At 69.4% G+C, this 17,594-nt stretch carries 16 protein-coding genes and 1 pseudogene; 8 read left to right on the top strand and 9 right to left on the bottom strand.

Annotated elements, in window-relative coordinates; genetic code table 11:
* Positions 1-174 precede the first annotated feature (174 nt).
* Complete coding sequence (locus tag D5S19_RS24580) at positions 175-1,326, top strand: M20 family metallopeptidase (RefSeq protein WP_233574131.1); 1,152 nt, start codon at positions 175-177, stop codon at positions 1,324-1,326.
* Between the two features lie 32 nt (positions 1,327-1,358).
* Entirely contained in the window at positions 1,359-1,517 is a 159-nt protein-coding gene (locus D5S19_RS32105; protein WP_158605628.1) for a hypothetical protein, read from the top strand.
* Positions 1,518-1,558: 41 nt separating this feature from the next.
* Here D5S19_RS32105 and D5S19_RS24575 read toward each other — a convergent pair whose 3' ends face one another.
* The 5 genes from D5S19_RS24575 to D5S19_RS24555 form a co-directional block, all read right to left on the bottom strand.
* Complete coding sequence (locus tag D5S19_RS24575) at positions 1,559-2,236, bottom strand: response regulator (RefSeq protein WP_120025762.1); 678 nt, start codon at positions 2,234-2,236, stop codon at positions 1,559-1,561.
* A complete protein-coding gene (locus D5S19_RS24570) occupies positions 2,233-3,318 on the bottom strand; it encodes a sensor histidine kinase (RefSeq protein ID WP_456061916.1) in 1,086 nt (361 codons plus the stop codon). The genes D5S19_RS24575 and D5S19_RS24570 overlap by 4 nt, the downstream gene beginning before the upstream one ends.
* Before the next feature lie 134 nt (positions 3,319-3,452).
* A complete protein-coding gene (locus D5S19_RS24565) occupies positions 3,453-3,713 on the bottom strand; it encodes a hypothetical protein (RefSeq protein ID WP_120025760.1) in 261 nt (86 codons plus the stop codon).
* Positions 3,698-3,877 (bottom strand): hypothetical protein, encoded by a 180-nt coding sequence (locus D5S19_RS24560; RefSeq protein ID WP_120025759.1) that lies wholly within the window; start codon positions 3,875-3,877, stop codon positions 3,698-3,700. Before D5S19_RS24560 ends, D5S19_RS24565 begins: the two co-directional genes overlap by 16 nt.
* Positions 3,878-4,438: 561 nt before the next feature.
* A complete protein-coding gene (locus D5S19_RS24555) occupies positions 4,439-5,296 on the bottom strand; it encodes an alpha/beta fold hydrolase (RefSeq protein WP_147397505.1) in 858 nt (285 codons plus the stop codon).
* 317 nt (positions 5,297-5,613) lie between these two features.
* Between D5S19_RS24555 and D5S19_RS24550 the strand changes: the two genes are divergently transcribed.
* The 3 genes from D5S19_RS24550 to D5S19_RS24540 all read left to right on the top strand — a co-directional run bounded on the left by D5S19_RS24550 (position 5,614) and on the right by D5S19_RS24540 (position 12,961).
* Positions 5,614-6,687: a nucleotide disphospho-sugar-binding domain-containing protein gene (locus tag D5S19_RS24550; RefSeq protein ID WP_199730683.1), complete on the top strand. Its 1,074-nt coding sequence runs from the start codon at positions 5,614-5,616 to the stop codon at positions 6,685-6,687.
* 132 nt (positions 6,688-6,819) lie between these two features.
* Complete coding sequence (locus tag D5S19_RS24545; RefSeq protein ID WP_233574130.1) at positions 6,820-11,892, top strand: type I polyketide synthase; 5,073 nt, start codon at positions 6,820-6,822, stop codon at positions 11,890-11,892.
* Between the two features lie 34 nt (positions 11,893-11,926).
* A complete protein-coding gene (locus D5S19_RS24540; protein WP_120025756.1) occupies positions 11,927-12,961 on the top strand; it encodes a ketoacyl-ACP synthase III family protein in 1,035 nt (344 codons plus the stop codon).
* 5 nt (positions 12,962-12,966) lie between these two features.
* Here D5S19_RS24540 and D5S19_RS33905 read toward each other — a convergent pair.
* Positions 12,967-13,161: pseudogene (locus D5S19_RS33905) on the bottom strand (IS630 family transposase); the annotation flags it as partial.
* Between the two features lie 34 nt (positions 13,162-13,195).
* On the opposite strand from D5S19_RS33905, the gene D5S19_RS31820 reads away from it, so the two are divergent.
* Positions 13,196-14,080 (top strand): hypothetical protein, encoded by an 885-nt coding sequence (locus tag D5S19_RS31820; protein ID WP_147397504.1) that lies wholly within the window; start codon positions 13,196-13,198, stop codon positions 14,078-14,080.
* Entirely contained in the window at positions 14,077-14,778 is a 702-nt protein-coding gene (locus D5S19_RS24530; RefSeq protein ID WP_120025754.1) for an HAD family hydrolase, read from the top strand. Before D5S19_RS31820 ends, D5S19_RS24530 begins: the two co-directional genes overlap by 4 nt.
* Positions 14,779-14,824: 46 nt before the next feature.
* On the opposite strand, the gene D5S19_RS24525 is transcribed toward D5S19_RS24530, so the two are convergent.
* Positions 14,825-16,012, bottom strand: coding sequence for an MFS transporter (locus D5S19_RS24525; protein ID WP_120025753.1), 1,188 nt, complete (start codon positions 16,010-16,012; stop codon positions 14,825-14,827).
* Positions 16,013-16,043: 31 nt separating this feature from the next.
* Complete coding sequence (locus tag D5S19_RS24520; RefSeq protein ID WP_158605627.1) at positions 16,044-16,706, bottom strand: helix-turn-helix domain-containing protein; 663 nt, start codon at positions 16,704-16,706, stop codon at positions 16,044-16,046.
* A gap of 60 nt (positions 16,707-16,766) precedes the next feature.
* Here D5S19_RS24520 and D5S19_RS24515 point away from each other — a divergent pair, with 60 nt between their 5' ends.
* The gene (locus tag D5S19_RS24515; RefSeq protein WP_120025751.1) at positions 16,767-17,114 is read left to right on the top strand and encodes a hypothetical protein; all 348 of its coding nucleotides are present in this window, start codon (positions 16,767-16,769) and stop codon (positions 17,112-17,114) included.
* 136 nt (positions 17,115-17,250) lie between these two features.
* On the opposite strand, the gene D5S19_RS24510 is transcribed toward D5S19_RS24515, so the two are convergent.
* The coding region (locus tag D5S19_RS24510; protein ID WP_147397396.1) for a transposase family protein at positions 17,251-17,594 on the bottom strand (344 nt) is incomplete at its 5' end.

The following is a 17,594-nucleotide window of genomic DNA, read 5'->3' as shown; positions in this document are numbered from 1 at the left end:
GTCAATCATTGCATGTCTATGGCACCACATGCGAGACTTCTGCTCGAATCGGACGGAGAGCAGGTCCCGCTTCGGACACTGCGGGATGCTCACGTCGACCGCGATGGGACTGTCCACAGTGGCCACGCTCGTCGTCGGTCTGCCGGAAACACGGTCGTCGAGGAGGCATTTGCGGTGACCCCTGATGTACAAGGCCTGCACCGGTGGCTCGACAAGCACCGCGATCAACTGCTGGACGACGTTCTCACTCTCGTCCGCCACGAAACACCCAGCAGCGACCAGGAACTCCTCGCGCAGGCGCTGGCCTGGCTGGACCGCTGGGTCACCACGTCGCTCGGCGAGTCTCCGCACCGCTCCCGCACAGAGAACGCGCTCAGGTTCGATTACCCGGGTACGGGACCGGCGCCGGTCGTGCTTCTCTGCCACTACGACACGGTGTGGCCCGCGGGCACCCTGGCCGAGTGGCCGGCCACGGTGACCGGTGACCGGGCGAGCGGGCCGGGGATCTTCGACATGAAAGCCGGCCTGGTGCAGGCGGTCTGGGCGGTCCGCGCGCTCGCCGCCACCGGCCACGACCGGCCGCCGATCCGGCTGGTGCTCACCGGGGACGAGGAGGTGGGCAGTCCCGCCTCCCGTCCGGTGATCGAGCAGGCGTGCGCGGACGCGGCGGCCGTGCTCGTGTTCGAGGGCAGCGGGCCAGGTGGTGCACTGAAGACCGGCCGCAAAGGCGTCGGCCTCTTCGACGTCACCGTGACCGGGCGCGAGGCGCACGCCGGGCTGGAGCCGGAAATGGGGGCGAGCGCCGTCGACGAACTCGCCCGGGTCACGCTGGCGCTGCATGCGCTCGCCGACCCGGCGACCGGCACCACGCTCAACGTCGGCCTCGTCGAGGGCGGCAGCGCGGTCAACGTCGTCGCTGGTCACGCTCGTGCTCACGTCGACGTCCGGGTCGCCAGCCAGGCCGAAGCCGACCGGGTGGACGACGCCCTCGCCCGGCTCACCCCGCACGACCCACGCGCCACGCTCGCCGTCGCCGGCGGGTGGAACCGGCCGGTCATGGAACGCACACCCGCGATCGGCGAGCTGGTCGCCCTCGCCCAGGCCGCCGCCGCACAGCTGGGACTCGACCTGCCGGAGGTCTCCGTCGGCGGCGCCAGCGACGGCAATTTCGCCGCCGCCTTGGGGATTCCGGTACTCGACGGCCTTGGCGCGGTCGGCGACGGCGCCCACGCCCGCCACGAACACGTCTCGGTCGCAGCACTGGCCGAACGCGCCGCGATCGTCGCCGCCGTGCTCACCACGTTCTCGAATGGACAGTCCATCTGACTCAAGGTCGAGACTGCGCTTGGCAAGCGTCGGTGAGCGGTGGCACGTTCCGCGAGTCGCGCACCGAGTTCACCGTTCGCGGGCTGACCGGCACGGAACTCGCCACCTGGTTTCGGGAACTGTTCGCGGTCGGCCTCGACGACGCATCAACGCCCACCCGGAGCACTGGATGTCCTTACGCAGCAGTCTGAATGGGTTGGGGTCACGAGGCCGGAAGGAAACTGGCCGCTGTTCAGCCGTGGGGTCCGCGGCGGTTCGATGGTGTGATGAGGCCGTGTTCGTAGGCGAATACGACGGCGTGGAGCCGGTCGCGCACCTCCAGTTTGTCGAGCACCCGTCCGAGGTGGGTCTTCACCGTGGTTACCCCGATGAACAGCTGCTCGGCGATTTCGGTGTTGTTGAGCCCCCGCGCGACGAGCACGAGGACGTCTCGTTCGCGGTCGGTGAGCCGGGCAAGGCGCTGATCGTCCGAGGGTGCGGGGTGGGCGGCGAGGTAGCGTTGCATCATCCGGTCGACGACCGCGGGCGCGAGGACGCGGTCGCCGCGCAGGACGGCTCGCATCGCGAGGAGCATTTCCTCCCCGCTCGCGTCTTTGAGCAGGAATCCGCCTGCGCCTGCCCTGGTGGCGGCGAGCACGTATTCGTCGAGGTCGAAGGTGGTCAGCATGAGGACCTTGACGGCGGGATTGCGTGCGCAGATGCGTTCGGTGGCCTGTACGCCGTCGAGTACCGGCATGCGGACGTCCATGAGTACCAGGTCCGGTCGTGCCGTGGCGGCAAGGTCGACGGCCTGGCTGCCGTTTTCGGCTTCCCCTGCCAATATCAGGTCGTCGGCGCTTTCGAGGAGCATGCGTAGTCCGCCGCGCATGAGTTCCTGGTCGTCGCAGACGAGCACGCGGTAGGGCGTCATAGCTCCTCCGGGGAGGTTGTGAGCGGGAGCAGCGCGGTCACCCGGAAACCCCCGCCGGACTGAGACTCCGCGGTCACCTCGCCGCCGAACATCGAGGCGCGCTCCCGCATCCCGCGGATGCCATGGCCTGCCCCACCCTGCTCGACGGAGTGAACGCGCGGTCCTTGGCCGCCATCGTTGACGACCTCGGCCACGACCGTCCTGTGTGGATCGTCCGGTGTCCCGTAACGAACCGTCACCGTACACCGGGCACCGGACGGGGCGTGCTTGACCACATTGGTCAGTGCCTCCTGGACGATCCGGTGCGCGGTGAGCGCGGCGCCCGGCGGAACGCCACGGGGATCACCTTCCACCGTGAGACGGGTCTCCAGTCCAGCGGAGCGCACCTTCTCCACGAGTTCGGTCAGCTCACCGACACTCGGTTGAGGTTCCTTGCCGGACTCGCTTTCGCGCAGCAGGTCGAGGATCCGCCGTAGTTCGGCGACGGCTTCCCGTCCGGTGACGCCGATCGTCCGCAGTGCCTCGTCCACGGCCGCGCGATTCCGTTCACCCACCAGTCGCGCGCCTTCGGACTGCATGACCATCGTGCTGACCGCGTGCGCGACAACGTCGTGCATCTCCCGGGCGATCCGCGCACGCTCCTCGACAACCGCGGCCCTCGCCAGCGCGTCACGGTGTTTCTCGGCCTCGAGAGCACGCTCCTGCGCGTCGGCCAGCTGCCGCTTCCGGTTTCGCGTCACCTCGCCGATCGCCACCACGGCCACCATGGTGGCGGTCTCCACCAAGAACAGGGTCGACGCGGTCTGGCCGTCCCCGAAGAAGAACGCGCCGAGAAGGTACAGCACCTCCGTCGCGGCCAGCAGTACCCACTTGCGACGCCGGCCGCCGTGGACGACCACCGAGTACATCAGAACGGTCAGTGCCAGGTTCGCGGGGAGCAGCACACCCGTGTACTGCGACGGCAGCAGCGCCTGCGCGGCGAAGACGGCGAGCACGAACAGCATCACCTGTGAGGGGAACCGGCGCCGTGCGAAGATCGGCAGCAGCATGGCCACGATGATCGCCAGCACCGCACTCCACAACGGGCCTGACAACAAGAGGCTCAGCAGCGAGCCCGCACCGATCAGCAACGACGACCAGCACGACAATCAGCAGATCGATCACCCGTGACCGGACACCCGTCCCGGCGAACAACTTGCGCACCTTGACCACCTGACTACGCATCCCGCTTCCGCGCGACCGCGATATCGAAGAACACGGCGGCCACCACGGTCGGCAACGAAACGCCGTTCCTGGCCTCGTGCCTCCGGGCCTGCAGAAATCCATGGCGAGGCGAAGAGGCAGCGCGACGCAACCCCTGGCCAGACCCGTCACCCCGGCACTGAATGCCGTTGGTGGAGAACCGGTACTCGCCGGTGACCGAGGTGGAGATCATTCTGACGCGTTCGGCGATCAGCGGGTTCATGACCATCCCCATGCTCGCAGTGTCCACTCCGGACACACGGTGGCGTCCCCGTCGTCGGCGAACATCGCCTGCCGCCGTTCCGCCAGGCCACGCAGCTCCGTCTTCTTCGGGGTACGGACCCGGACGCTCCTGTCCCCGGCCCGGTCGACGAACTCCTCGGCCCCGCACTGCGTCATCAGCTTCCCACTCCCGTTTGCTCAGGTTCACCGCCTCGATCATGGACCCCCCGGGTATGCCGCTTCGTGACTCCCACGGTGCCCTCGTGCGGCGGCGAAGACATCCCATCCCAGGCCGCACCAGGTCATCCGCCGAAACGACCCGCGTCGTCCCGGGGGATGAGGTCATCGAACCAGCGCGTAAACGATCGGCGCGGACGCGCCGCCTCGACGGAGAGAAATTCGCGCCTGCGATTGCGCGGAAAACGCGCGAAGTGTTGTTCAAATGCCTGCACAGTGCAGGCTCAGCCGTGAGGGGTTCCAGTGTGGGTTGCGCAGCCTTGCGCTGAACGGACGGGTCGGCGGGACGCAACGTCGCAGCGTCGGGAGGACTCGTCGGAACGACCTCCATCCGGGGGTGCTCCTGGTCGGCGCGGAGAGTCCGGCCCTCCCGGCTGACGATGTCCGAGGTGGCCCGGACTGCGACCATCGTGATCGTGCGGCTGCCGGAGACCGGGGCGGTGGCTCGCTCCCGGTAGCGGCACGCTCCGGGCGGTTGCGACTGAACCCGGCGACATCAACCTACTGCTCGGCGAGAATCTTCAGCAGACACTCGGTGAACTCGTCCGGTACGCCCATCATGCCGCCGTGGTCGCCGGGGAACACCACTGGCCGCTGGCTCAGTTCCGCGGCGAGCAGAAGCGTGCTCCGGTGAGCGAACTGCCCTTCGGACGTGGTGCCGATGCCGATCACGATCCGCGTCGGTGTGGCGCGGAGCGCATCGAGGTCCGGCGCGTAGCCCGCGAGAGGCCTCCACATAGGACCGAAGAAGACCTCGAGATTGCGCGGGGTGAAGAACTCCTCCAGGTGCTCACGCATCGCCGTGATCGCGGCCAGCTCCTTCGGGTCCGGGGCGTCGGGGAGCCGGAAGCCCGCGGCCGGCAGGAACTTGTGCAGTGCCGCACTGACACCGGCGGTCCGGGCCGTCCGGAAGATGTCCTCGTTGTGTGCACGGCGCTCCTCCACGTCGGGCAGCAGTTCGGAGAGCGACGGTTCGTGCGCGACGAGGGTGCGCACCTGTGGTGCGTGGTTCACAGCGAGCGCTAAACCGGTCGCGCACCCTCCGCTGGTGGCGAACACGTACGCGGGCTCGTCGGTGACGGTGCGCAGCAGCCTGTGAACATCGTCGGCCTGGGTCGCGACAGCGATGTCCTCGTTCGGATCGTCGAGGGTGGAGGCGCCGAGGCCACGCGGGTCGTAGGTGATCACGGAGTAGTGCTCCGCGAGCAGCGGTGCGACGTCGTCGTACATTGAGGCGCTCGCGGGCCCGCCGGGGATCAGCAGCAGCACGGGACCCGAGCCGCGCACCCGGTAGCGCAGGCGCGCGCCTGGGACGCTCAGGGTGTTGGCGCGGCCAAGCTCGTGCAGTTCGTCGCCCACGACGATCCCTTCCGACGAATACCGGAATCCGACATCGATCAAATGCTCGCCTCAAACGGCGAAAAAAAGGTTTTTTTATCATCAGAATTCGCGCGCGAGATCGAGCCCGATCCCATGATTTGTAAAGGTAACAGCGCACAATCACACTATCAAGCAGTCGGGGAATTAACTGCACTAATGACCGGCCGACACTGCCTAAGTGGGCACAAAACAGATGTCGCGGTCACGCCTGTTGACTTCCGAGGCTGATTTCCTGATACATTTCTCTCATGCGTGTGCTGGTTAGCACCTGGGGGTGGCGCTCTCATTACTATCCGATGGTTCCATTCGCCTGGGCACTTCGAGCCGCAGGGCACGACGTCCGCGTTGCGGGCCACCCGGAACTGACAGCCGCCATCACGGGATCGGGGCTCACGGCGGTCGCGGTCGGCGAGAACGTCGACTTCGTGAAGGTCTTCGCCAGAGGAGTAAGGCAGAAGGCGCCTGATGATGCCGAATCCGTCACGAGCGACGGCGCGACGGCGCGTTGTGCGGAAGCGATGGTCGACGATCTCGTCGCGTTCGCGCTCGAATGGCGCCCCCACGTGGTCGTGCACGACCCGCTGAACCTGGCGGCGCCCGTGGCGGCGCGGGTCGTCGGCGTCCCCGCCGTCGAACACCTGTGGGCGGCCGACTTCTCGGAGGGGATCGAGATGGCGGAGTCGGTCGCGACCGGGGATATCGTGCGCCGGTTCGGGATCGAACGGCTGCCTGGCACGCCGCACCTGATTCTCGACCCGTGTCCCGCGGTGATGCAGGTGCCGCAAGGGGCTGCTCCGCGCCGGCCGATTCGTTTCGTTCCCTACAACGGGCGCGCGGAGCAACCGTCGTGGCTGTGGCGGCAGCCGTCCCGGCCACGGGTGTGCGTCACCTGGGGCACGCTGATGTCCGAAGTGGGTGATGGCGAACTCTTCCACGCTCCGCGGGTCGTGCGGGCGCTGGCGGCCCTGGACGTCGAGATCGTGGTCGCCGTCGACCCGAAGACGCGGCCGCGGTTCGGCGATCTTCCCGGCAACGTGCGGGTGGCGGACGGCCCGCTCGCACTGCACGTTGTGCTGCCGAGCTGCCAGGCTGTCGTCCATCAGGGCGGCGCCGGGTCGACGATGACCGCTCTCGCCGCCGGTGTGCCCCAGGTGGTCCTGCCCGCCGTCGTCGACCAGGAGTTCAACGCCGCTCGGCTCGCCCTCACCGGCGCGGGCGTCGCCGGGAGCCTCGGCACCATCGCCGAGCAGGTGCACGAACTTCTGACCGTGCCCCGGTGGCGGGAAGCGGCGACACAGCTCGCCGAGCAGAACGCGGCTCGTCCCAGCCCCGCGGAAGTCGCCGCGGCGCTGCCTCGGATCCTGGAATGAACCATGCGGTCTGAGTTCGGTTCTTCCAGGTGTGAGGACTGCTGCGCGCGCTTGCACGACCTGGGTGAATTCGAATAAGCGATGAGCAGACGCGTTTGCCTGATTTCGCCAACTCCTTTCGAAAGGGCCGCCATGAGCGCCGAACTCTCCGATGCCGTTCTGTCCGCACTCGACCCGGTTGCCGTGATCGGGATCGGCTGCCGTTTTCCCGGTGAGGCCGACGGTCCCGGTGCTTTCTGGGACCTGCTGGTGGCCGGAGGCGAGACCAGTTCGGAAATCCCCGACGACCGCTGGGCGGCCTATGCGGATCTGAGCCACCGGCACGCGACGGTGTTGCGCGACACCGTGAGGCGCGGGAGTTTTCTTTCTCGCGTCGACGGATTCGACGCGGACTTCTTCGGGATCACCCCTCGTGAGGCGGAACTCATGGATCCGCAGCAGCGGATCGTGCTCGAGGTGGCCTGGGAGGCGCTGGAGGACGCCGGGGTCGCTCCCCACTCGCTTGCGGGCACGGAGACCGGCGTCTTCGTCGGGTCCTGCACGGACGACTACCGGCGGCAGTTGCTCGAGGACGTCGTGAACATGGACGCCTGGAGCGGCATCGGCGCGGCGCGGTGCGCGGTCGCGAACCGGCTGTCGCACGTGCTGGATCTGCGCGGGCCCAGCCTCGCGGTCGACACCGCGTGCTCGGCGTCGCTGGTGGCGCTGCATCTCGCCTGCCAGAGCCTGCGGTCCGCGGAGAGCGGCCTTGCCCTCGTGGCGGGGGTGAACATCCTTGTCTCGCCGGGGGAAACGGTGACCCTGGACCTCGCGGGCGCCCTCGCCCCCGACGGCCGGTCGAAGGCGTTCGACGCCACCGCCGACGGGTACGGTCGCGGCGAGGGCTGCGGTGTGCTGGTGCTCAAGCGGCTGGCCGACGCCCAGCGCGACGGCGACCGGGTGCTGGCCCTCGTCCGGGGCAGCGCGGTGAACCAGGACGGGTACACCAACGGGATCATGGCACCGAACCCCGTCGCGCAGCAGCACGTCATGGAGCGGGCTTGCGCGAGCGGCGGCGTGGACCCGCGCACGGTCGGGTTCGTGGAGGCGCACGGAACCGGAACCCTGCTCGGTGATCCGATGGAGGCGGCCGCGATCGGTGCCGTGTACGGCGCGGGCCGCTTGGACGACCGGTGCCTCGTCGGCTCGGTCAAGGCCAACATCGGTCATCTGGAAGGCGCTGCGGGTGTCGCAGGCGTGATCAAGGCCGTGCTCGCGCTCAGCAGGGCGGAGATTCCCGCCACACCGATGGCGACCGTCCCGAACCCGGCCATCCCCTGGGAGGACAACGGTCTGCGGCTCGTCACGGAGCGCGTGCCCTGGCCCGCGACGAGCACGCCGCGGCGTGCGGGCGTGTCGGGGTTCGGCTACGGCGGCACGGTCGCCCACATCGTGCTGGAGGAAGCGCTCCCGGTCTCCGCTGCCCCGCGCACCGACATCTCCCGGGAGCGATTGTTCGCCCTGTCCGCAGCCTCGGAGGATGCACTCGGTCGCCGGGCGAGCGACCTCGCGGACTGGCTGGCGAAGCAGGGCGACGAGATCTCGCTGGACTCGCTCGGCCACACGCTCGCGGCCCGTCGGTCGCACCTTGGCCACCGCGCGGCCGTCACCGCGTCGAACCGGGCCGAACTGGTCGAACGGCTGCAGGCCTTCGCGCGGGGTGGCCGGGTGGACGACGTCGTGTCAGGTGGTGTGCTCGCCGACCCTGGGCCCGGCCTGGTGTGGGTGTTCTCCGGGCACGGTTCGCAGTGGGGCGGCATGGGCCGTGAACTGCTGACCGCCGAACCCGTGTTCGCCGGCGTGCTCGACGGACTGGCGCCCGTGTTCGCGGACGAGATCGGCTTCACGCCGCGAGAGGTGCTGGAGAACGGCGACCTCGTCGAGGTCAGCCGGATCCAGTCGATGATCTTCGCCGTGCAGATCGGCCTGGCGGCGGTGTGGCGTGACCGAGGGATCGCACCGGCAGCCGTGATCGGCCATTCCGTGGGGGAGATCGCGGCGGCCGTCTGCGCGGGCGCGCTCGACCTCGAGTCTGGCGCGAGGCTGAGCTGCCGGCGCTCGAAGCTGCTGGTCCCGGAGGCGGGCAAGGGTGCCATGGCCCTGGTGGGCCTGCCCTTCGCCGAGCTGGAACGACGTCTCGCCGCACGTCGCGGGGTCGTCGCGGGCATCCAGTCCTCGCCGTCGTCCACAGTGGTCTCCGGCGATCCCGGCGCGGTCGAAGCGGTCATCGCCCAGTTCCAGGCCGAAGGGCTGGTCGTCCGCCGGGTCGCCTCCGACGTCGCGTTCCACAGCCCCAGGATGGACCCGCTCGCGGAAGCGCTGGCCGAGGCCTTGCCCGGCCTGAGTACGTCGCGACCGGAGATCCCGCTCTACACCACGGCACTGACCGATCCGCGTGCGACCGTGGCGTTCGACGGTGCTTACTGGGCTGCCAACCTGCGCAACCCGGTGCGTCTGGCCGATGCCGTGGCTGCGGCGGCACAGGACGGTCACCGGGCGTTCCTGGAGATCTCCCCGCACCCGGTCGTGACGCACTCGATCAGCGAAACTCTGTCGCACCATGGGTTCGAGGAGAACTTCGTCGGCTCGACGTTGCGGCGCAACGAGTCCGAGCGACGCAGCCTGCTCTCCGCACTCGGGTCGTTGTACTGCCACGGCCTCACCGTCGACTGGTCCCGGCTGTACCCGGAGGGCGACCTGGTCGCGGCTCCGACGAACCCCTGGCGGCACCGGCCGCTCTGGTGGCGGTCGCGGCCCGGCGGTGGTGTCGTTCGCGCCCACGACCCGCGCAGCCACACCCTGCTCGGCGCGGAGGCTTCCGTGGCGGGCAGCACGATCCGGGTGTGGCAGACCTCACTCGACGACGGCAACAGGCCCTATCCGGGAAGCCACAGCATCAACGACGTGGAGATCGTGCCCGCCGCGGTGTTCGTCACGACGTTCTTCGCCGCGGCGTCGAAGTCCTCCCCGCCTCCGGCGCTGCGGAGGATCGTGATGCGAAGCCCGCTGATGACCGCGGAGCCCAGGGACGTCCAGGTGGTGCTGGACGGCGACACCCTCCGGCTCGCCTCCCGCTCCGCGAACACCGGTCCCGAACAGGTGTGGGACGTCCACACGAGCGCGACCGCGGCCGAACCGGGCGAGTTCCCCAACCGGCTCCGGCTTCCCGCCTCGATGCAGCCTGTGCCCACCACCACCGTCCACGACCGGCTCAGCGCCGTCGGGGTCCCGTCCACGGGCTTCGACTGGACGGTTCAGGAACTCCTGCGCGGCGATGGAGTGCTGCGCGGCACGGTCACGCTGGGGCAGCAGACCACCTGGGCACCGTTGCTGGACGCGGTGATGACGCTGGCGCCGGTCACCTACACCGGTGATCCGGTGCTGCGCATGGCCGTCGAGGTGGACGAGGTCGCGGTGCACGGTGACCCGCCGGCGTCCGCAGTGATCGACATCGCGGTGCGCCCGGACTCCCCGTCTGTCGTGGACGTCACGGTCGTCACGGACGACGGCCGGGTCATCGCCCATGTGAACGGCCTGCGTTACGCGGTCATCGGAGCCGAGGACGCCGTGTCCGCCGATCCCAGGACCCTCGTGCACGAGATCGTGTGGCGGCCGTACGAACCCGTGGTGGAAGCAAGTGCCGACCGCCCTCTCGTGCTTCTCGGCCCGCACGACGAGCTGGCCGGGCAGTTGGCCGCTCAGGTCCGCGCGGCGGGCCGCGACTGCCGGTGGCTCAGCGACCACCGGCAGGACACCGGCCTCGAGGGTGCCGACGTCTGCCTGGTCCTGACGGCCGCCGAGCCGGACGACGTCGACGAGCACCTGCGCGTGCTCGCCGAACTGGTGCGGCGGCAGTCCGGCCCCGGCAGGCTGTGGTGCCTCACCACGGGCGCGGTGCGGACGGGGTCGGACGGGGAGCCACGGCAACGCCCGGAACTCGCCTCGGTCGCCGGGTGCGGCCGGACGCTCGCCGGGTCCTGGCCGGCGTCCTGGGGTGCACTCGTCGACCTGGACAGGGCAGCCGTCTCGGATGCCGCGGGAACCGCGAAGACCCTGCTCGGCCTGATCGACGCGAGCGCGGCCGAGGCCGTCATCGCGGTGCGGCAGGGGCAACCGCTCGTGGCCCGGCTGACTGGGGTGGCGGTGCAACCGAGCCGTCCGGCGACGCCGTGCCGTCCCGACAGCACCTACCTGATCAGCGGTGGTCCCGGTCCGCTCAGCCTGCTCGCGGCGGACCGCCTCGCGGACCTGGGCGCGAGGCGGATCGTCTTCAGCACGCCGCACGACTTCCCCTCCCGGTCACGGTGGGAGTCCACAGTGGAGGAGAAGTGGGCACTCCCGGTCGAAGCCCTGCTGGAGCTGGAGGCCCGTGGTGTCACGGTGCGCGTACTCTCCCTCGACGTCACCGATCCGGTCCAAGCCGTTCTGCTGACCGATCCGGACGAGCTGGGACTCCCGCCCGTTCGAGGTGTGCTCGGTTTCACCGAGCCCGGGGCCACGGCGGAGAGCTCACGTGCTCGTGCCACCCAGGCGCTGCACGAGCTGTTCGAACCGGGCAGCCTCGACTTCTTCACCGTCTTCTCCTCAGGAGACCACGTGCTGCACCTGCCGGGGCCGGAGCAGGACGGAGCCGCCTGCGCCCTGCTCGACGCCCTGGTGGACGATCGCGCACGAGCTGGGGAACACGCCATGTGTCTCGACGTGGTGCAGGGGCACGAGATCGCCGCACCCGTCGTCGTCGCGGGCTGGGACACAGCAGATCGCCGGGGCCCCGGTGTCTACCCGGTGTTCAGGACCGACCACCCGGAACTGGCGGGGCGCGCGGTGCCGGCGCTGACCGACCTCCGCGCCGTCGCGGAGGAACCGGCCGAGCAGGACAACCTGTCGTCACTCGCTCCGGACCAGCTGCGAGCCACGCTCACCGGCGAGGTCGGTTCACTGATCGCCCAGGAGATGAAGCTCGACTCCGCGGACCTCTCGCCCGCACGATCGCTGGCCGAGCAGGGCATGGACTCCATCCTGACCGTCATGGTGCGGAGACGGCTGGAGAAGCGGTTCGGGCACCGGCTCCCGTCCACCCTGTTGTGGCAGACCCCGACGGTGACCGCGATCGCGGACCACCTGGCCGGCCTGCTGACCAGCTCCGCCGAGCACACCGGTCGATGATCGGGCATCCGAACCCCACGAGCAGAGAGATCTCATGCGCACTCCCGACATGTACCTGAGCGGAATCGGCTCGGTGATCCCGCCGGTGTTCCCGGTTGACCGCGCCGTGGCGGAAGGCCTGTACCCGGCGTTGGAGGCCGAGGTGCACGAGTTTCTCGGGGTGGCGCTCGCGGGTGAGCGGCCCGCGCCGGACATGGCGCTGGAGGCTGCCCGGACAGCCCTCGAACGGGCGGACACCGGTCCGGACAGCTTCTCCCTCCTGCTCTACACCGGAACCTGGCACCAGGGCCCCGACGGCTGGCCGCCGCAGGCATACCTGCAACGTCACCTCCTCGGCGGGCGCGTGCCCGCGATGTCGGTGCGCCAGGGGTGCAACGGCCTGTTCGACGCGCTGGAGCTCGCGGCCTGCTACCTGCGCGCCGAGCCGGCACGCGAGAGTGCGCTCCTGGTGGCGGCGGACAACTACGGCACACCGATGATCGACCGGTGGCGGATCGCACCGGGCGTGATCGCGGGCGACGCGGCAGTCGCGTTGACCATCACGAAGAACACCGGATTCGCCAGGTTGCTGTCCGTCACCTCGACGGCGGCGCCCGCGGCGGAGGAACTCCATCGCAGCGGGGAGCCGATGTTCCCGCCCACCATCACCGACGGCCGCCCCCAGGACTTCACCGCACGCCTCGACCACTACCGGGCCAACCCTCCCGCCGAGGCGGACGTGCTCGCGCGGATTCCCGGCTTGCTGCTCGAACTCGTGGAGACGGCGGTCGCGGAGGCGGGCATCACGATCGCCGACCTCGCCAAGGTGGCGTTCGAGACGCGGTCGCGCGAGATCATCGAGCAGCGCGTGATGGTGCCACTGGGCCTGGACGTCTCGAAGTCCACGTGGGAGTTCGGGCGGCGCATCGGCCACTGTGGTGCTGCGGACCAGTTCCTGGCGCTCGAGCACCTCCTCGTGTCCGGCGAGCTGGTCTCGGGAGACCACGTGCTGCTGCTCGGCCAGGCACCGGGCGTGGTGCTGTCCGCCGGCGTGGTACAGGTGCTGGAGATTCCGGAGTGGACGGTCTGAGTACCTGGCCAGAAGTCTCGTCCGAAACTTGGGGGTGGCCACGGCGAAGTCCAGCGTGCAACGGTGGTGCGGTTCTGTTCGGTGGTGCGGTCGCGGAAGCAGGCGTGTGCCTGGACGGCCATCGTGGCGGGTGCGATCGTGTCGATGTGGCGTTTGAGCCCGGCCCAGACGCGTTCGGCAGAGTTGTCCTGCGGGCTGTAACCCCGACGGGGTATCCGAGCCGATCACCACGCGGTGCAGCTGGTCGTGGGACGCGGCGTGCTCGACGATGCGCAGCGCCGCCTTGAGGTTGCCGGCCAGCACCACCTGCAACGCCATGTCCGTCTCGGCGAACAGCGCCTCGACCTCCGCGAACGGCAGCGCCGTCGGGCCGCCGTTGGCGTGCCCGCACACGTCGGGGCGCAATGCGAGCAATGCTTTGCCGCCCAGCGAGGCCCCGCCCGCGGCGCTCGCCCCGCCGGCGTGGCACATCACGGTCAGCCCGGCCTCGCGCGCCCAACGCACGTGGTCGACCCCGCCCATCGGGTCGGCGAACGCGCCGAAGCCGTACTTGGCCAGGCTGACGCCGGTCTCGGCCAGCTCCCGGAAATCCTGTTCGGACAGCGTCGGCTCGATCAGCACCGCGCCCGCGCGGACCCGCATGCCGCCGGGCCGGTACTTGCTGAAGCACCGCTGCGCCGCGATCGCGAGCGCCTTCACGCCGGCCGCGTCGCGTGGCCGTCCGGGCACGTGCACCTCGCCGGCCGACACGGTGGTCGTGATGCCGCCGTGGACGTAGCCGGCGAGGTAGTCGACCGTGCGCTGCCGGGGGCTGTAGTCACCGAACGTGACATGCCCGTGCGAGTCGATCAGCCCCGGCGCGATCGTGCCGCCGCGCAGGTCGACCACCTGGTCGGCAGCGTCCAGCTCGGCCGCCAGCGCGCTCGCGCGGCCGGTCGAGTGGATCAGCCCGTCCCGGCAGACCACGGTGTCCGCGTCGAGCAGCGGCGCCGCGAGATCGCCGGAGAACACCGTTACCGCGCCGGTCAGCCCGAGCGTGCCCATGCGTCTTCACCCCAGATTTCCGCACGTTGCCAAGGAAAAATGCCTCGTGCTGGTTTGATAGCATCCGCCGGGTGAGTGCGAAAGAGTCCGCCAAGGTCTTGATCTTCGACGCCGACGACACGCTGTGGGAGAACAATGTCCTCTTCGAGCAGGTGATCGACGACTTCCTGGACTGGATCGACCACCCGACGCGGGACCGGGCGCAGACCCGCAAGGTGCTCGACGACATCGAGGCGGCCAACGCCGTCACCAACGGTTACGGCGCGAAGATGCTGCTGCGCAGCCTGCACGACTGCTTCGAGAAGCTGAGCGAGCGACCGGCCACCGCGCCGGAGCGGGCGGCCATCGACGAGCTCGCCGGCAAGCTGGTGCGGCACGAGATCGAGCCGATCGCCGGGGTCACGGACACGCTCGACGCGCTGCGCGGCCGGTACCGGATGTTGTTGCTCACCAAGGGAGATCTCGAGGAGCAGCAGCAGAAGCTGGACGTCTCTGGGCTGGCGCCACACTTCGACAGCATCCACATCGTGCCGGAGAAGAACGTCGACACCTATCGGGTGCTGATCGCCGAGCAGGACATCGTGCCGGAGACGGCGTGGATGATCGGCAACTCGATGAAGTCCGACATCGGCCCGGCCCGGGCGGCCGGCATGAACGCGGTCTACATCCCGAACGACCACACCTGGGTGCTGGAGTTCGACGACTCGGTCAACCGCGAGGACGAGCGGGTGCTGTTGGTCGAGGCGTTCCCGGACCTGCTCAAGCACTTCTGAGCCGAGCGAAAAGCCCGTTCCAGCGAACGGGCTTTTCGCTGCTGTCTCAGGCCGTCACGGCCGACTCCGGCGCCGGCACGAACAGCTGGTAGCCGGCGCTGACCACCAGCAGGCAGAACAACGCGCCCGCGCCGGCATGGGCCGCCGCCAGGTTCAGGTTGCCGGTGTCCAGCACTGGCCCCACCAGCCCCGCGCCGAGCGAGCTGCCGGCCGCGAAGAGCGTGACCAGCCAGGCGAACGCCTCGGTGACCGTGCCGCGCGGCGCGAGATCGCTGATCAGGCCGAACAGCGTGGCCAGCATCGGGGCCAGGAAGAAGCCGGTGAGCAGCATCAGCCCGGCCATCAGCAGCGGCGACGGCACCGTCGCCAGCATCCCGTAGCCGACCACCAGCCCGACCGCGAACAGCACGATCCGCGTCCGGGGCTGGATCCGCCACGGGATCATGCCGTAGACCAGCACGCCGACCAGCGAGGCGAACGAGTTCAGGGTCAGCAGGATCGGCGCGCCGCCGACCACGTGGAACCGCTCGGCGTAGCTCACCACCAGCACGTTCAGCGTGCCGATGGCCACGCCGGTGCCGACCGGGGCCAGCAGCAGCAGGGTCAGGCCGCGGTGCCGCAGCGGGCCGAGCCAGTGCCGGTGGTCCACCTTTTCCGGCGTCCAGCGCCGGGCCGGCTGGGCGGTGGCGAAGGTGGCCACGCCGACCAGCGTCAGCAGCGCCTGCGCCCACAGCGCGCTGACCGGCGTGAACACCGCCAGGCACAACGTGACCACCAGCGGGCCGAACACGAACACCAGCTCCTGGGCCGCAGAGTCGACCGCGTAGGCCTTCTCCAGCTCGTTGTCGGCCACCATGCCGGGCCACAGCACGCGCAGGCACGGCTCAAGCGGCGGCGTCAGCGCGCCGGCCAGGATCGCCCCGGTCAGCACCAGCGCGTGATTGCCCGGGGTCAGCGCGATCGTGATGAAGCCGGCCGCCGCCAGCACGCCGGTCGGCACCAGCACTCGGACCTGGCCGACCCGGTCGACGATGCGGCCGATGATCGGCGAGCCGACCGCGCCGGCGATGGCGAAGCTGCCCGACACCAGCCCGATGAACAGGTAGTCGGCCTTCGCGTCCCGCAGCGCCAGCGGGATCGCGACGGCGGCCATGGCCATCGCGAGCCGGCCGACCCAGCTGCCGAACAGCACGCGGAACACGTGCTGTCTGCGCAGAATGGACCAGTACGTCACCAGAAACCTCCCCAGAGCGCTTGACCTGACGTCAAAGTCGCGACTCTGAAGCGTAGCCGACCGCCTCCGGAAAGCGACCAGTCAGCTCGGCCACCCGCTTGCCGATCTCGGCGATCTGGTCGCCGGCCACGCCGGTGAAGGGGGTCCGGTCGGCCAGCAGCTCGGTCAGCTGCGCGATGTCCAGCGGGAACCGCTCGTCCGCGCCCAGCGTGGCCAGCAGCGGGTTGTCCGGCCGCCCGTCGCGCAGGCTGCCCGCCGCCCGCAGCGAGTGCTCCTTGATCAGCTCGTGCGCGGTCTCCCTGCCGACGCCGGCCCGCACCGCCGCGACCAGCATCTTCGTCGGGCAGCTCCACCGCGCCAACGGCACCTCCGTCTGGGCGGGCAGCTCACAGGCCAGTGCCTTCACCTCGGCCACGGCCGCAGCGGGGAAGACCCGGGGCCGCCCACTGCGTGGCCGGTCCGCCAGTCCCGGCAACCCTTCGCGGCAGAACCGCTTGCGCCACTTACGAACCGTGTCCACCACAACCCCGAGCGCGCGAGCGATATCGGCGTTGCATTGCCCGTCAGCGGCGGCCAGCACGATCCGCGCCCGCAACACCTGCCGATGCTCGGCACGACCACGTCGCGACAGTGCCTCCAGCGTCTGCCGATCCGCCGGGTCCAGCGTGATCACATACGGGCTACGCGCGGCCACCAACCCACTCATTTCACGATCGACTTTGGGAGTGAGACGGTATCGGGCAGGATCGTGCCCATGGCCTCCCCGCCCCAGTCGACCAAGACCTCGCTGCGTCAACACCTGCTGGCCCGCGCCCGGGAACGCTGGCCGCAGCTGACCACGGTCCGGGTGCGTCACCACGGCGCGTTCGCCTACGTCACCGGCGAACTCGCCGACGGCACGACTCTGCCGCTGTTCCGGTTGCGGTACAACGGATCCGCCAGCAGCTGGGGGTTCGCCATCTACCGCGCCAGCCACGAGGACTACGAAAACTCGATCCTGCCCAGCGGCTACCCCTTCGGCACACCACAAGAAGCACTCGACTGCGCCTGCGGCCTCTACCTCAACGACCACACCGCCTGGCGCCAACCCCCGACGAACTAACGGGCGCGACCACTAGCGCTGACCGCGTGTGAAATGGGTAAATTCGATTACGCAGAGGAACTGCTGCGCGGACTCCTGCTCGTCGAGCGGCGATTGCTGGGGTCAAATGTCGAATCTACTCTCAAGACACAGAGCGTTATTCAAAACCCCAGGCTATTGAGAAGAAGAACAGTCCGCGCGTGGCGTCGTAGGCGTCGCGGTAGGTGGAGTAGGGGCGGCGGTAGTCGGTGTGAAGTATTCGCCAGTTTTTGAAGTGTGAGACGACTCGTTCTATGGCTGCGCGGAGGGCAGATATTTCGGCGTTACTTTCTTTGTCTCGTTTGCTGAGTTCTCCTCCTTTTGGCTTTTTTCGCGGGGTGACCAGGCTGGTGCCTTGGTAGCCTTTGTCGCCGATGCCGCCGCCGGAGTTTCGGACGACCTCAGCAATGGGTGTCTCGTCGAACGCCTTCTTGTCGTGCGTTTTTCCGGGGAGTGGGTCCG

Source organism: Amycolatopsis panacis (genome assembly GCF_003600245.1).
GTDB classification, from domain to species: domain Bacteria; phylum Actinomycetota; class Actinomycetes; order Mycobacteriales; family Pseudonocardiaceae; genus Amycolatopsis; species Amycolatopsis sulphurea.
The sequence above is the reverse complement of the archived record's forward strand: the minus strand, read 5'-3'. Positions and strand labels throughout refer to the sequence as shown.